Here is a 10,822-nt window from a genome sequence, read left to right as displayed (position 1 = left end):
CCTGGCATCTATTTTGTGAGGTAGTCCATGAGCAATAGCTTCTTTTCACCAAGAACGGCCTGCCTGTTTGTGTTGTGTTTTTTTTACGGCATTTACGCATGGGCAGCCCAGGAGGCACCGGATGTGCCGGAGACAGTGAGGGCCGGCGCCCATTACAAAACCGTGCTGCCGGACAATGCCCGTTACGAAGTGCTCCAGTCGGCAACGGCCCCCAAATGGCTTTTCAGGCTTGACCGGTACACCGGCCAGGTCTTCCAGTTGGTCCAGTCATTGACAGGCGAGGTGGCGTGGATTGAGATGCTGGTGTGGGAACGGCCTGAAATCAAAAAGCCGGCAACGGCGCGGTTTCAGCTTTTTGTATCCGGCTTTTCCGCCGCCTATAACGTGCTTGTGGACACCGTGGAAGGTCGCAGCTGGATTTTTCAGGTACGTGCGGTCAAGAACAAGGATACCGGTGAGTCCGTGGACATGACCGGATGGTTTCCGATTCTCCCGCCGGAGGCAGTACAGGCTGAACGCGGTACAAAATAAGCGTTTTGTTACATGCACCGCCCAGTAAAAAGCAAAAAAGGCCCGGCAGCCGTCATGGCGCCGGGCCTTTTTTACGCACGGGTTTGATTTACATCCAGGCAATACAGCCCGCCGGGCAGTTGGCAATGGCCTCGTTCACCTCGGCCTCGGGGTAGACGGTCAGGTCGGCCACCTCGATATAGCCCGCGTCGTTTAACCGAAACACCGAGGGACACACTTCTCGGCACACCTCGCACAGGATGCAGTCCGACAGCTCCACCACCGGCTGTTTCATTTTTATTGCCCCGCCTTTAACGCTTTTGCGATTTTGCGGCCGAATTCCACGCATGCGGCCAGTCCGTCTTCATCCGGCACATATTGAATCTTCAACCCCGGCTCGGGCATGGCAAATTTCATCGATTCAAGGGTGTCGTGAATGTCTTTTACCGATTCGCCGCTCCAGCCGTAGGAGCCAAAGGCCGCGCCGATCTTGTTTTTCGGTTTGAGGCCCTTCATGTAAACCAGGAAGTCCATGACCGTTGGGAACACGTTGTTGTTGAGGGTAGGGGAGCCCACGATCACGGCCCCGGCATCCAGCACCTCGGTCATTACTTCGCTGCGGTCCGAGGCGCGCAGGTGCATGGGCTTTGCCACAACGCCTTCGGCGGCCAGGCCCTCTGCTATTTTTTCAGCCATGGACTGGGTGCTGTGCCACATGGAGTCATACACCACCACGGCCTTGTTGTCCGCCGGATGGTCGCTCCACTTCGCATAAGCCGAGATGATGGCCCCCGGGTCTTTTCTCCAGATAATACCGTGGTCCGGGCAGATCATTTTAAATTCCAGCCCCATCTGTGTCACGGTGTCGATGAGTTTTTTGATCTTTTCGGTGTAGAGCAGCAGAATATTGGCAAAATACTTTTTGGCATGGGGGAAAATGGCGTCGCCGATTTCATCGTCAAACCGTTCCGGCCCGGCATAGTGCTGGCCAAAGGCGTCACTGGAAAAAAGAATCTTGTCTTCTTTTAAATAGGAAAACATGCTGTCCGGCCAGTGAAGCATCCGGGTTTCAAGGAACTGAACGGTGCGTTTGCCCAGGCTCAGTTCCTGGCCGTTTTCCACCACCTGGTAGTTCCACTTCTGCCGGAAGTGAAGGCTGTGGTTTTTGAGGCCCATTTTAGACAGGTACAGGGGCTTGTCTTCACCGATGTAATGCATCACCCGGGGCAGGCCTCCAGAGTGGTCCATCTCGGTGTGATTGCTGATGACCAGGTCGATCTTTTTCGGGTCTACGACCTGGGCGATGTTGGCCAGCAGCTGGTCGGTAAACCCGCTTTTGACTGTGTCCACCAGGGCAATCTTTTCGTCGACGATCAGAAAGGCGTTGTAGGTGGTTCCGGCCAGGGTGGAGTAGCCGTGAAAATCCCGCCCGTTCCAGTCCACCGCGCCCACGCTGTAAATACCTTTTGCAATTTCAAATGCCGCCATTTTATTCCTCTCTTCCTGAAATTCAGATCTGAAAATCAGCGCCGGCAGAGATGAGCAAAGGGACACGGCAGGCCGTATCCCTTCTCTCGTTCAGCTGCCTGTGTGCGAGTTACTCCTGCTTTACAAAATCATCCTTACTGGCCCCGCAGACCGGACATTCCCAGTCGGCAGGCAGATCCGCAAACGCGGTTCCCGGCGGGATATTGTTTTCAGAATCGCCTTCGGCCGGGTCATACACATAACCACACACTTCGCATACATACTTGTCCATGACGCTCTCCTTTCCATATGGTTTTTATTAAAATCGCTATCGCTATCGGTATCGGTATCGGGATCGAAACCGTTTGCGCCCAAATTTATAAAACCGCCGCTTTCATCGCATCCAGCCCGATCCGGTCGAGCATGGCGCCGATGCGCTCGGGTTTTTCGGCATTGGTCTTGTAAAAATCGACTACTTTTGCCACCAGTTCAAGGGCCTGCTCGTCGGATTCGATTCCCTCGGCCAGGGTATCGGCCAGCCGGGGCCTGCTGGTTCCCTTGCCGCCCACGGTCAGCACCCATCCGTTTTTTGTCCCATGGAGCCCCACATCCTTGATGCAGTTTTCCGCGCACTGGTTCTTGCAGCCGCTGACCCCCATTTTGGTTTTGCTGGGCAGGTCCATGCCGTGGTAGATCTCGTCCAGCTTCATGCCCATGCCCAGGCTGTCCCGCTGGCCCAGGCGGCAGAAAGCCGTGCCAGGGCATGCCTTGACACTGCGCACGCACATGCCAACGGCATGGCCCGGCGCAATGCCCAGGTCCCGCCAGATATTGTCGATGTCTTCAGGCCGGATCCCCACCAGGGCGATGCGGGCCGCGCTGGTCACCTTGACGGCCGCGGCATTGTATTTTTCGGCCGCATCGGCCAGTTTGCGCAGAACCTCCGGCGTCACCACGCCGCAGGCAAGATGGGGCGCAATAGCGTAAGTCTCTTTGTCTCTCTGCAGCACAACTCCCTTTTCTCCATCCTTCAGCCTGCTCTTTTCCTCCATGGTGTCAGATGCCTCCTTGTGTTTTCCCGTTTCCGTTATTATTGATGGCAGTCATTGCAGCTCACCGGCCCGGTCTTTTTGCCGGCCTGGGTCATCTCTTTGTGGCACCCCTGGCACACCTTCATCACCTGCATTTTGCGCAGGGTGCCGGCCGCCTTCAGGGAGACGATGCTGCCCGGCTCCTGGGGAAAGAGGCTGTGGCAGGTGTTGCAGTCTTCCAGCACCGTCTGGTGGGTGCCGTGGGGAAAGGAGACATCTCCTTTGTTGCCGGCGGGAATCACCAGGTTCGGGGCCCCCATGTTCATTTCCGCCGCCAGGGCCGCCACGGCCGTTAAAACCAGGGCCGCCAGTACCGGCCAGAACCACTTGCGCTGTTTCATTCAATCCTCCGTAATTTTTTTGGCCAGGGTCGCCAATTGAATCTTTGAACCCTTCTGCTAACCCGGATATTTCACGAGTTGATTTGGTCGCAGATGCAAGGCGCGGGACATGAAGCTGTAGTCAATCTACCGCGAATGTCCCGCAACACAGCAGATGCGGCCAAGGCGACTCGCCCGAAGGGTGAAATTTTTCGACATAAAATTGGCATAAAATACCTCAAGTCGCCCCTGACAGTTTGTATCCTTCAAAATTATTCGATTTTTAATTCAACAGTTTGTATTTTATATAAAATTTATACCTGTCGAAAAATTTTATGAAATATTCTGTCAATACTCCATCTCCTCAACAATCACCTTGCCTTTGAACAGCATGTAGGCCCATACCTGGTAGGCGATCACCACGGGAATGACCGCCAGCACCACGCCCAGCATGATTTTCAGGGTCAGTGGACTGGACGATGCATTAAAGGCCGTCAGGCTGGCGGCCGGATCCAGTTTTGATGGAAACAGGTTCGGATAAAGGCCGGCGATGCCGAAAAAGGTGCACATCACGATCGTGGCCGCCGAACTGCCCCAGGCCGCAAACCAGTTGCGCCGGGCGATAAAGATCCGCACCCCCACCAGGGCCGCCACTGCTGCCGCCGGGATCAGAAAAAGCGCGGGCGCGGACAGGTAGTTGCCATACAGGGGCGTGGCAAAGGCCGAGGCGATCAGAAACAGGGCCGCCACGCACAGCAGCACGATCCAGGCAACCGCCGCGGTTCCCGCGGCCCGTTCCTGGAGCGGCCCCTCTGTTTTGATGCAGAGCCACAGGGCCCCGTGCACGATAAACAGCAGCACAAACAAAGCGCCGCCCATCAGGCCATAGGGGGTGAGCAGCGAAAAAAGGTTTCCGTGATAGCCGGCGGCGTCAAAGGGAAGGCCGGCAAAGATATTGGCAAAGGCCACACCGAACAGCAGGGCCGGAACCAGGCTGCCGGCAAAAATGCAGATATCCCACACCCGCCGCCAGGCCGGGGAATCGATTTTGCCCCGGAACTCAAAGGAGACGCCCCGGAAAATCAGGGCAAACAGGATCAGCATCAGGGGTGTATAGAGTGAGGAGAACATCATGGCATACACCGCGGGAAAGGCGGCAAAGGTGACGCCGCCGGCGGTGATGAGCCACACCTCGTTGCCGTCCCATAGGGGTCCCAGGGCGTTGACCATCACCCGCCGGTCCTGTTCGGTCTTTCCAAAAAACGGGTAGAGAATGCCCACGCCAAAGTCAAACCCGTCGGTCATGAAAAAGATGGCCCACAGCAGGCCCCAGAGAAAAAACCATACGGCTTGAAGCTCCATCACCTCTCTCCTTATTCGAGTTCGACAGGGCCTTTAACGGCACTGGTCGCCATCAGGTAGATACCCACAGCGCCCAGCAGGCCGTACACCAGGACAAATCCCGCCAGGGAGACGGCCACCTGGCCGGCGGAAATATTGGCCGACACCGCGTCCGCGGTTTTCATGACCCCGTACACGATCCAGGGCTGGCGGCCCACCTCGGCCACCACCCAGCCCAGTTCGGAAGCGATATAGGGCAGGGGAATGGCGGCCACCATGATTTTCAGGTACCACGGGGTTTCCATCAGCCGGTTGCGCAGGAAAAAGCCGACTGCCGTCAGCAGGCAGAACAGTGACCCCAGGCCCACCATGATCTTGAAGGAGACCGTGGTGATCAGCACCGGTGGCCGCTCATCTTTTGGAAAGTCCTTTAATCCCTTTACTTCGGCGTTGAAATCGTGAAAGGCCATGAGGCTCAGGCCCCCCGGCACCTTGCCGATTTCAAGAATGTTTCTCTCGTTTTTTTCATCGGGAATGGCGAAAAAATACAAAGGCGCCCGTTCGGATGTTTCCCAGTGGGCATCCAGGGCCGCCAGCTTGGCCGGCTGGCTGTGGGCCAGGTCGGCGCCGTGCAGGTGGCCTTCGGCCACTTCAAAAAAGGAAAAAACCAGGCCGAACACCAGGGCGATTTTAAAGGAACGGGTAAAGACCTCCACGTGCTGTTTTTTCAAAAGATGGTAGGCGCTGATGCCCATCACGAAAAAAGCGGCAACAATGTAGGCGGCGCTGAGGGTGTGAAGAATCATCAGAACGGCAAACGGCTGGGTGACCACGGCAAAGAAGTTTTCCAGCTCGGCCCGGCCGTTGCGGATCACGTAGCCCACCGGGTGCTGCATCCAGGCGTTGGCGATCAGAATCCAGACGGCGGAAAAGGTGCCGGCCAGGGCCACCAGCCACATTACAATGCCATGGGCCTTGGCGGAGAGCTTTTTCCAGCCGAAGATCCAGACGCCCAGCAGCACCGACTCCAGAAAAAAGGCCACAGTGGCTTCAATGGCCAGCAGGGACCCGAACACGTCACCCACATAGGCCGAGTACCGGGCCCAGTTGGTGCCGAACTGGAACTCCAGGGTGATGCCGGTCACCACGCCCAGGGCGAAATTGATCAGAAACAGCCGGCCCCAGAATTTGACCATTTTAAGATAGGTCTTGTCCCCGGTCCATGCATACCGTGTCTCCATGAAGGCGATGAGCACGGCAAGGCCCAGGGTGAGGGGAACAAAGATGAAATGAAACAGGGTCGCTGCGGCAAACTGAAGCCGGGAAAGCATTAACGGGTCCATGAGCCACGTCCTTGGTCTGGTGTTGATACGATTGGATGTGCGCCTATCCTACCGTTTTTACGCGCGCAATTCAAACGCTTTTCCCCATCGGCAGGTTGTCAGGTAATTTTCTGGCCGATCTGGCGCCCGTAATTCTGGGCCATCTTCATCCCCCCCTCCAGGCTGGCCGACTTGAGCATCAGGGGACCCTCGGTCATATTCATGTTGAAGATGCGGGCCATGGTTTCAAAAATACGCTCCGGCGCCTCACCGCTCCAGCCAAAGGCCCCAAAGGCCCCGCCCACCTTCCCGGCCAGTTCGGCCTTTTCCGCCAGAAACAGGAATGTCTTCATGCCGGCGGTCATCTCCCCGTGATAGGTGGGAGCGCCGAACACATAAGCGTCATAGCCGGCCAGGGCTGCCGCTTTTTTGACGTCCTTTACTTCCATCAGGGTTACATCCACCGCTGAAAACCGGAGTCCCTCGGCGATGAGTTCGGCGATCTTCTGGGTTTCCCCGGTGCGGGTGGAGTAGACGATCAGCGCCTTTGCCATGTTCATGTCCTTTCATGAAAACTTCGGGTTAAAGCAGGGGCGCGGCCGGCCGCGCCCCTGCGGATTGAAGCTCTGCCCGGTCTACCAGTTTTCCCCCAGCAGCTCGAAATGGGCCTGGGGATGGGCGCAGGCCGGGCACATTTCCGGCGCGGCCGCTGCTTCGTGGAGATAACCGCAGTTGCGGCACCGCCATACGGTCGATTCATCCCGCTTGAATACCCGCCCGGCCTCGATGTTGGCGGCCAGGTCCCTGTACCGTTTTTCATGCTGTTTTTCCGCCACGGCTATCTTTTCATATACAATGGCGATATCCTCAAACCCTTCTTCCCGGGCCACTTTGGCAAATTCCGGATACATGGTGGCCTGCTCATAATGCTCGCCCTCGGCCGCGGCCTGAAGGTTTTCCAGGGTGGTGCCGATTACGCCGGCGGGAAAAGCGGCTGTGATCTCCAGCTCACCGCCTTCGAGAAACTTGAAAAACCGTTTGGCATGCTCTTTTTCCTGGTTCGCGGTCTCTTCAAAAATATCAGCGATCTGGACATACCCGTCTTTTCTGGCCTGTCCGGCAAAATAGGTGTAGCGGTTTCTGGCCTGGGATTCGCCGGCAAAAGACGCGAGCAGGTTTTTTTCGGTTCGTGTTCCCTTGATACGTGACATGATTCCTCCTTACAGTCAGTGGTTAATATTGTTGGTCATGAAAAAAGATATGGTTTCACAACGTGCCTGCCTTCGTGGATAAAAATGAAGGTAAAGCCGTTGTCAGGCCTCTTTCCACCACCCCTTCTGAATGTGGGCCCACATTTCGGTTTCAGCCAGCTTTCGAATCTGGTGGGCCGAGTCCAGCAGCACCCCGTAAAGAATGGCGCAGCCGTCGTCTTCGTGTTCTTCGTAACCCTTGGCCGCCAGGTAGATCATCTCTTCGGACAGCCGTAACAGCTCTTTGATGTTGGTGTCACAAGGTTTTAACATGTTGTGCTCCCGATAATAGGCCCGCACGCAGGCGTGTAATTTAAACCAGATAACTTATCAATTTGCGTGCCAGAATCGGGAGTAAAAACGAAAAATAATAATTTTACTTGTTATATTAACATATTAAAAAACTAACCGGCGGGGCATGACATCAGGAAACAGTATGTGCTCCGGTCCTGCCCACTGAAACAACGACCAGATTCTGTTTCAGCCGGCCGGGCATAAAAAATAACATACTGATTTAAATTACAAAAACTTTTTTTACTGTATCACGGTACTTTTCAGACACCATTGTATCGTGACACGGTTTTTCTGGTGGGTTTTTACCCCGGCGACATGCCGGGTTATGCCAGCAGTGCCCGGATCTGGTCCTCGATCCGGCTTTCAGGCACGGCCCCCACAAGGGTCTGGGCCACCCGGCCCTGTTTGAAAAAGAGCAGGGTGGGAATGCTGGACACCGCGTAACGGGAGGCGGTGGCCGGGTTTTCATCCACGTTGAGCTTTGCGATCTTGACACGGCCGGCATACTTTGCGGCCAGCCGCTCAAGCATGGGGCCGACCATTTTGCACGGCCCGCACCAGGGGGCCCAGAAGTCCACCAGCACCGGTACGGCGCTGGACAGAACCTCGTCCTGAAAGGTCCGGTCAAAGACGGTAATCGGGACAGAGAGGGCTTTGCCGGCAACCAGCGGGGCCCTGCATTTCCCGCACACCGGCATTTTCCCCGCAGGGTCCGTTCTCACCCGGTTTTTCGCGCCGCAGCGGCTGCACGGCACAATTACAGCCTGATCGGTCATGACCCTCTCCTTCGAAAGTCAGCATCAGATCATGGGAGCAAACATCTTCTTCCCGGCCCCGCACACCGGGCACTTCCAGTCATCCGGCAGGTCGGCAAACCGGGTCCCCTTTTCGATCTTGCCCTTTCTGTCGCCCCTGTCCGAATTGTAGATATAACCGCAGTTGACGGTCTGGCATCGGTACATGTCCGGCTGGTTTTCCATGGAAGATTCCTTTCTTAAAGTTCAAGCCTGAGGCTTTACCGGTTGAAAACTATTTGTTCGATCATCTTATTATAAGGCCGGCGGCAAAATCAACTTTTGCAATATTCAGACCATATCTTCTGGCTGTCTGCCTGCCTGCCGGAAGCGCTGCTTTGGGCCGGCAAAAAATTTTTTCATCCCTTCTTGACAGCCCGGCCTTTGTGATTATTATTTTTCTGAAAAATATAACCTTTTGATTTAACACTCTATATGTTGCTAAAAAGACAGGAGGTGTCCGTCCATTTAACAGGGGCGTATTGAAGGTAACCATGCCCAAAACAAAGGAGCACCAGGGACGAACCATTAAAATTGAGGGTTAAATACCAAACGGTTCCGGGGTCGCGTGGGCGGCTACGGAACCCGGAATGAAAGGAGGATACGCTATGATCACCAGACGCCTTTTTGATTTTCCCGGCTGGGGCCTGCAAAATTATCTCAACGAGCTGGAGCCGATCCGGCGGCAGCTGGGCAGGATCATGGAAAACATCGAAGGCAGCCAGCGCCTGGCAGGGGCAGGGGTGTTCCCCCTGATCAACCTTACCGAGGGAAAGGAGAACTTCTACCTGCGGGCCGAGCTGCCGGGCGTAAAGGCCGGCGACCTGGACATTCAGGCCACGGGCAACAGCCTTTCCATTTCCGGCGAGCGCAGGCTGCCTGAAGAGGACACGGGCGCCAAGTTTCATCGCCGGGAGCGGGACGCGGGCCGGTTTTCCAGAATGGTCAAGATGCCCGGCGACATTGACGCCGGCAAGATAAAGGCATCCCTGGTCAACGGCATTCTGACCATCACCGTGCCCAAGTCGGAAGCGGCCAAGCCCCGGCAGATCGCGGTGAACTGAAACTCCTGAACAATTTTATCCAATCCATCAGACTGTGAAAGGAGGGGATAGGAATGACAGACAAAGAGAAAAAAGAGATCCAGGTAAAAGAGAAGATGGAAGCGGCCACGCCCGAACAGACCCGGCCGGGCGCCGTGTTCACCCCGGCGGTGGATATTTTTGAAACCGATGCCGACATCACCCTGCTGGCTGATATGCCCGGTGTGACATCAAAGGATCTGACCATCGACCTTCGGGACAATGTGCTGACCCTGTCCGGTGATATTGCGCCTTTTGAAAATGCCGACGAGCAGGACATTCTGATTGAATACGAGGTGGGCAAGTACTACCGGCAGTTCACCCTGTCCGATATCATCGACCAGAGCCGGATCGAGGCCAAACTCAACGACGGCGTGCTTCGGCTGCGCCTGCCCAAGGCGGAAAAGGCCCAGCCCAGAAAAATCGAAATTTCCGCCTGATGCCGGCCGCACCGGACAGAAAAAAGAACAAAAAAGGGGACGGTTTGCACCGTCCCCTTTTTTGTTGACAGCAGCAGCCCCGGTCCTGATAATGGGCCAAGACTGGGGGAAATACAGCAGCCGTATAATCTATGTCAGCTGGAGAAAAAATCATATGGAAATTGAACCATTTCTTTTAGGAGTTGCAGGTAGTTTAGTTGCCTCAATTGTCTTTTTGATTTTCGCCTCATTTTTCCGTCCCCAACTATCTATTTCAAAGACTATTTCGAAAGGCGAATATGATGGAAAAAATATCTATTCAGTGAAAGTCGTCAACTGCGGCTGTCGCACTGCCATAAACATCAGAGCAGAAATGCAAATTATAGGGAATAGAGTTGTTGAAGGCGGAAAAGGAAGAAAAATATACGATGTAAAGCTACTCAAGAATGATCGTTGCATATTAAAACCTTATTGTAAAAATAATCCACTGGATTGTTCATTTGAATTTTCGACAGATGCCAATTTGGAAGTTGAATGGAGCAATACACAAGAATCAACCTTACTTTTGAGAGTGATCGCTCAAGATTCTTTTACCTCTTTTAGCAAGGTGTATGAGCAGGAATATTTTTCAATTAAAGAGGCGATTATTAATGGCCGTTTTGCCATTGGCAAAAAAATGATAATACACCGCTAACATATCGCTGGAAAACGACGCGCCGAAACAGCGCACGTTTCAGCTCCAGTGTTAGAGGGTTAACATGCAAAATACTATCTATCAAATTTTGAATTTGTTCCTGCTTTTCGTTCCGATTTTGATAATATTTCTATGCAGAAAGTTTGCTCCGAATAGATTTTGGTTAGGTATGGTTCTAAGCGTTGTGTTTTTTCCAATTGCCCATTTCTACATAAAAAAAGGTGGTGGGTATGTTTTT

16 protein-coding genes are annotated in these 10,822 nt (G+C 54.4%); 4 read left to right on the top strand and 12 right to left on the bottom strand.

The genetic code is table 11. The annotated features are described in order from the left end of the window. Positions 1 to 27 precede the first annotated feature (27 nt). A complete protein-coding gene (locus tag DOLE_RS13635; RefSeq protein WP_012176070.1) occupies positions 28 to 531 on the top strand; it encodes a hypothetical protein in 504 nt (167 codons plus the stop codon). A gap of 88 nt (positions 532 to 619) precedes the next feature. Here DOLE_RS13635 and DOLE_RS13630 read toward each other — a convergent pair whose 3' ends face one another. The 12 genes from DOLE_RS13630 to DOLE_RS13575 form a co-directional block, all read right to left on the bottom strand. Continuing rightward, a complete protein-coding gene (locus tag DOLE_RS13630; protein ID WP_012176069.1) occupies positions 620 to 805 on the bottom strand; it encodes a ferredoxin in 186 nt (61 codons plus the stop codon). Between the two features lie 2 nt (positions 806 to 807). Then, the gene (locus DOLE_RS13625) at positions 808 to 1,998 is read right to left on the bottom strand and encodes an FprA family A-type flavoprotein (RefSeq protein ID WP_012176068.1); all 1,191 of its coding nucleotides are present in this window, start codon (positions 1,996 to 1,998) and stop codon (positions 808 to 810) included. A 109-nt stretch (positions 1,999 to 2,107) separates the two neighbouring features. Then, positions 2,108 to 2,269 carry a rubredoxin gene (gene rd, locus DOLE_RS13620; protein WP_012176067.1) on the bottom strand — a complete coding sequence of 54 codons (162 nt, stop codon included), beginning with the start codon at positions 2,267 to 2,269 and terminating at the stop codon, positions 2,108 to 2,110. Positions 2,270 to 2,354: 85 nt separating this feature from the next. Further along, positions 2,355 to 3,029, bottom strand: a complete 675-nt coding sequence (locus DOLE_RS13615) for a nitrite/sulfite reductase domain-containing protein (protein ID WP_012176066.1) — start codon at positions 3,027 to 3,029, stop codon at positions 2,355 to 2,357. 38 nt (positions 3,030 to 3,067) lie between these two features. After that, positions 3,068 to 3,409 (bottom strand): cytochrome c3 family protein, encoded by a 342-nt coding sequence (locus DOLE_RS13610; RefSeq protein ID WP_012176065.1) that lies wholly within the window; start codon positions 3,407 to 3,409, stop codon positions 3,068 to 3,070. Between the two features lie 327 nt (positions 3,410 to 3,736). Further along, on the bottom strand, positions 3,737 to 4,750 hold the full coding sequence (gene cydB, locus DOLE_RS13605) for a cytochrome d ubiquinol oxidase subunit II (protein ID WP_012176064.1): 1,014 nt from the start codon (positions 4,748 to 4,750) through the stop codon (positions 3,737 to 3,739). Positions 4,751 to 4,761: 11 nt separating this feature from the next. Further along, the gene (locus tag DOLE_RS13600; RefSeq protein ID WP_012176063.1) at positions 4,762 to 6,072 is read right to left on the bottom strand and encodes a cytochrome ubiquinol oxidase subunit I; all 1,311 of its coding nucleotides are present in this window, start codon (positions 6,070 to 6,072) and stop codon (positions 4,762 to 4,764) included. A gap of 98 nt (positions 6,073 to 6,170) precedes the next feature. Continuing rightward, on the bottom strand, positions 6,171 to 6,605 hold the full coding sequence (locus DOLE_RS13595; protein ID WP_012176062.1) for a flavodoxin domain-containing protein: 435 nt from the start codon (positions 6,603 to 6,605) through the stop codon (positions 6,171 to 6,173). An 81-nt stretch (positions 6,606 to 6,686) separates the two neighbouring features. After that, complete coding sequence (rbr, locus tag DOLE_RS13590; protein ID WP_012176061.1) at positions 6,687 to 7,262, bottom strand: rubrerythrin; 576 nt, start codon at positions 7,260 to 7,262, stop codon at positions 6,687 to 6,689. A 102-nt stretch (positions 7,263 to 7,364) separates the two neighbouring features. Then, positions 7,365 to 7,574, bottom strand: coding sequence for a hypothetical protein (locus DOLE_RS13585; protein WP_012176060.1), 210 nt, complete (start codon positions 7,572 to 7,574; stop codon positions 7,365 to 7,367). A gap of 344 nt (positions 7,575 to 7,918) precedes the next feature. Beyond that, the gene (gene trxA / locus DOLE_RS13580; RefSeq protein WP_012176059.1) at positions 7,919 to 8,371 is read right to left on the bottom strand and encodes a thioredoxin; all 453 of its coding nucleotides are present in this window, start codon (positions 8,369 to 8,371) and stop codon (positions 7,919 to 7,921) included. A 24-nt stretch (positions 8,372 to 8,395) separates the two neighbouring features. Then, the gene (locus tag DOLE_RS13575) at positions 8,396 to 8,575 is read right to left on the bottom strand and encodes a rubredoxin (protein WP_012176058.1); all 180 of its coding nucleotides are present in this window, start codon (positions 8,573 to 8,575) and stop codon (positions 8,396 to 8,398) included. A gap of 422 nt (positions 8,576 to 8,997) precedes the next feature. Here DOLE_RS13575 and DOLE_RS13570 point away from each other — a divergent pair, with 422 nt between their 5' ends. From DOLE_RS13570 to DOLE_RS13560, 3 genes are all read left to right on the top strand, one after another. Then, positions 8,998 to 9,453 carry an Hsp20/alpha crystallin family protein gene (locus DOLE_RS13570; RefSeq protein ID WP_012176057.1) on the top strand — a complete coding sequence of 152 codons (456 nt, stop codon included), beginning with the start codon at positions 8,998 to 9,000 and terminating at the stop codon, positions 9,451 to 9,453. Positions 9,454 to 9,506: 53 nt separating this feature from the next. Next, positions 9,507 to 9,911, top strand: a complete 405-nt coding sequence (locus tag DOLE_RS13565; protein WP_012176056.1) for an Hsp20/alpha crystallin family protein — start codon at positions 9,507 to 9,509, stop codon at positions 9,909 to 9,911. A 154-nt stretch (positions 9,912 to 10,065) separates the two neighbouring features. Further along, complete coding sequence (locus DOLE_RS13560; RefSeq protein ID WP_041280582.1) at positions 10,066 to 10,584, top strand: hypothetical protein; 519 nt, start codon at positions 10,066 to 10,068, stop codon at positions 10,582 to 10,584. The last annotated feature ends 238 nt before the right edge of the window (positions 10,585 to 10,822 follow it).

This window comes from Desulfosudis oleivorans Hxd3, from assembly GCF_000018405.1.
Taxonomy (GTDB): domain Bacteria; phylum Desulfobacterota; class Desulfobacteria; order Desulfobacterales; family Desulfosudaceae; genus Desulfosudis; species Desulfosudis oleivorans.
Note: the sequence above shows the minus strand (reverse complement) of the source record. Positions and strands in the feature narration are given on the sequence as shown.

Excerpts from the sequence above, each read along its gene's own strand:
- rbr (WP_012176061.1), bottom strand. The coding sequence starts at position 7,262 with ATGTCACGTATCAAGGGAACACGAACCGAAAAAAACCTGCTCGCGTCT.
- trxA (WP_012176059.1), bottom strand. The coding sequence starts at position 8,371 with ATGACCGATCAGGCTGTAATTGTGCCGTGCAGCCGCTGCGGCGCGAAA.
- DOLE_RS13575 (WP_012176058.1), bottom strand. The coding sequence starts at position 8,575 with ATGGAAAACCAGCCGGACATGTACCGATGCCAGACCGTCAACTGCGGT.
- DOLE_RS13635 (WP_012176070.1), top strand. The coding sequence starts at position 28 with ATGAGCAATAGCTTCTTTTCACCAAGAACGGCCTGCCTGTTTGTGTTG.
- DOLE_RS13560 (WP_041280582.1), top strand. The coding sequence starts at position 10,066 with ATGGAAATTGAACCATTTCTTTTAGGAGTTGCAGGTAGTTTAGTTGCC.
- DOLE_RS13565 (WP_012176056.1), top strand. The coding sequence starts at position 9,507 with ATGACAGACAAAGAGAAAAAAGAGATCCAGGTAAAAGAGAAGATGGAA.
- DOLE_RS13615 (WP_012176066.1), bottom strand. The coding sequence starts at position 3,029 with ATGGAGGAAAAGAGCAGGCTGAAGGATGGAGAAAAGGGAGTTGTGCTG.
- cydB (WP_012176064.1), bottom strand. The coding sequence starts at position 4,750 with ATGGAGCTTCAAGCCGTATGGTTTTTTCTCTGGGGCCTGCTGTGGGCC.
- DOLE_RS13595 (WP_012176062.1), bottom strand. The coding sequence starts at position 6,605 with ATGGCAAAGGCGCTGATCGTCTACTCCACCCGCACCGGGGAAACCCAG.
- DOLE_RS13610 (WP_012176065.1), bottom strand. The coding sequence starts at position 3,409 with ATGAAACAGCGCAAGTGGTTCTGGCCGGTACTGGCGGCCCTGGTTTTA.
- rd (WP_012176067.1), bottom strand. The coding sequence starts at position 2,269 with ATGGACAAGTATGTATGCGAAGTGTGTGGTTATGTGTATGACCCGGCC.
- DOLE_RS13600 (WP_012176063.1), bottom strand. The coding sequence starts at position 6,072 with ATGGACCCGTTAATGCTTTCCCGGCTTCAGTTTGCCGCAGCGACCCTG.
- DOLE_RS13630 (WP_012176069.1), bottom strand. The coding sequence starts at position 805 with ATGAAACAGCCGGTGGTGGAGCTGTCGGACTGCATCCTGTGCGAGGTG.
- DOLE_RS13585 (WP_012176060.1), bottom strand. The coding sequence starts at position 7,574 with ATGTTAAAACCTTGTGACACCAACATCAAAGAGCTGTTACGGCTGTCC.
- DOLE_RS13570 (WP_012176057.1), top strand. The coding sequence starts at position 8,998 with ATGATCACCAGACGCCTTTTTGATTTTCCCGGCTGGGGCCTGCAAAAT.
- DOLE_RS13625 (WP_012176068.1), bottom strand. The coding sequence starts at position 1,998 with ATGGCGGCATTTGAAATTGCAAAAGGTATTTACAGCGTGGGCGCGGTG.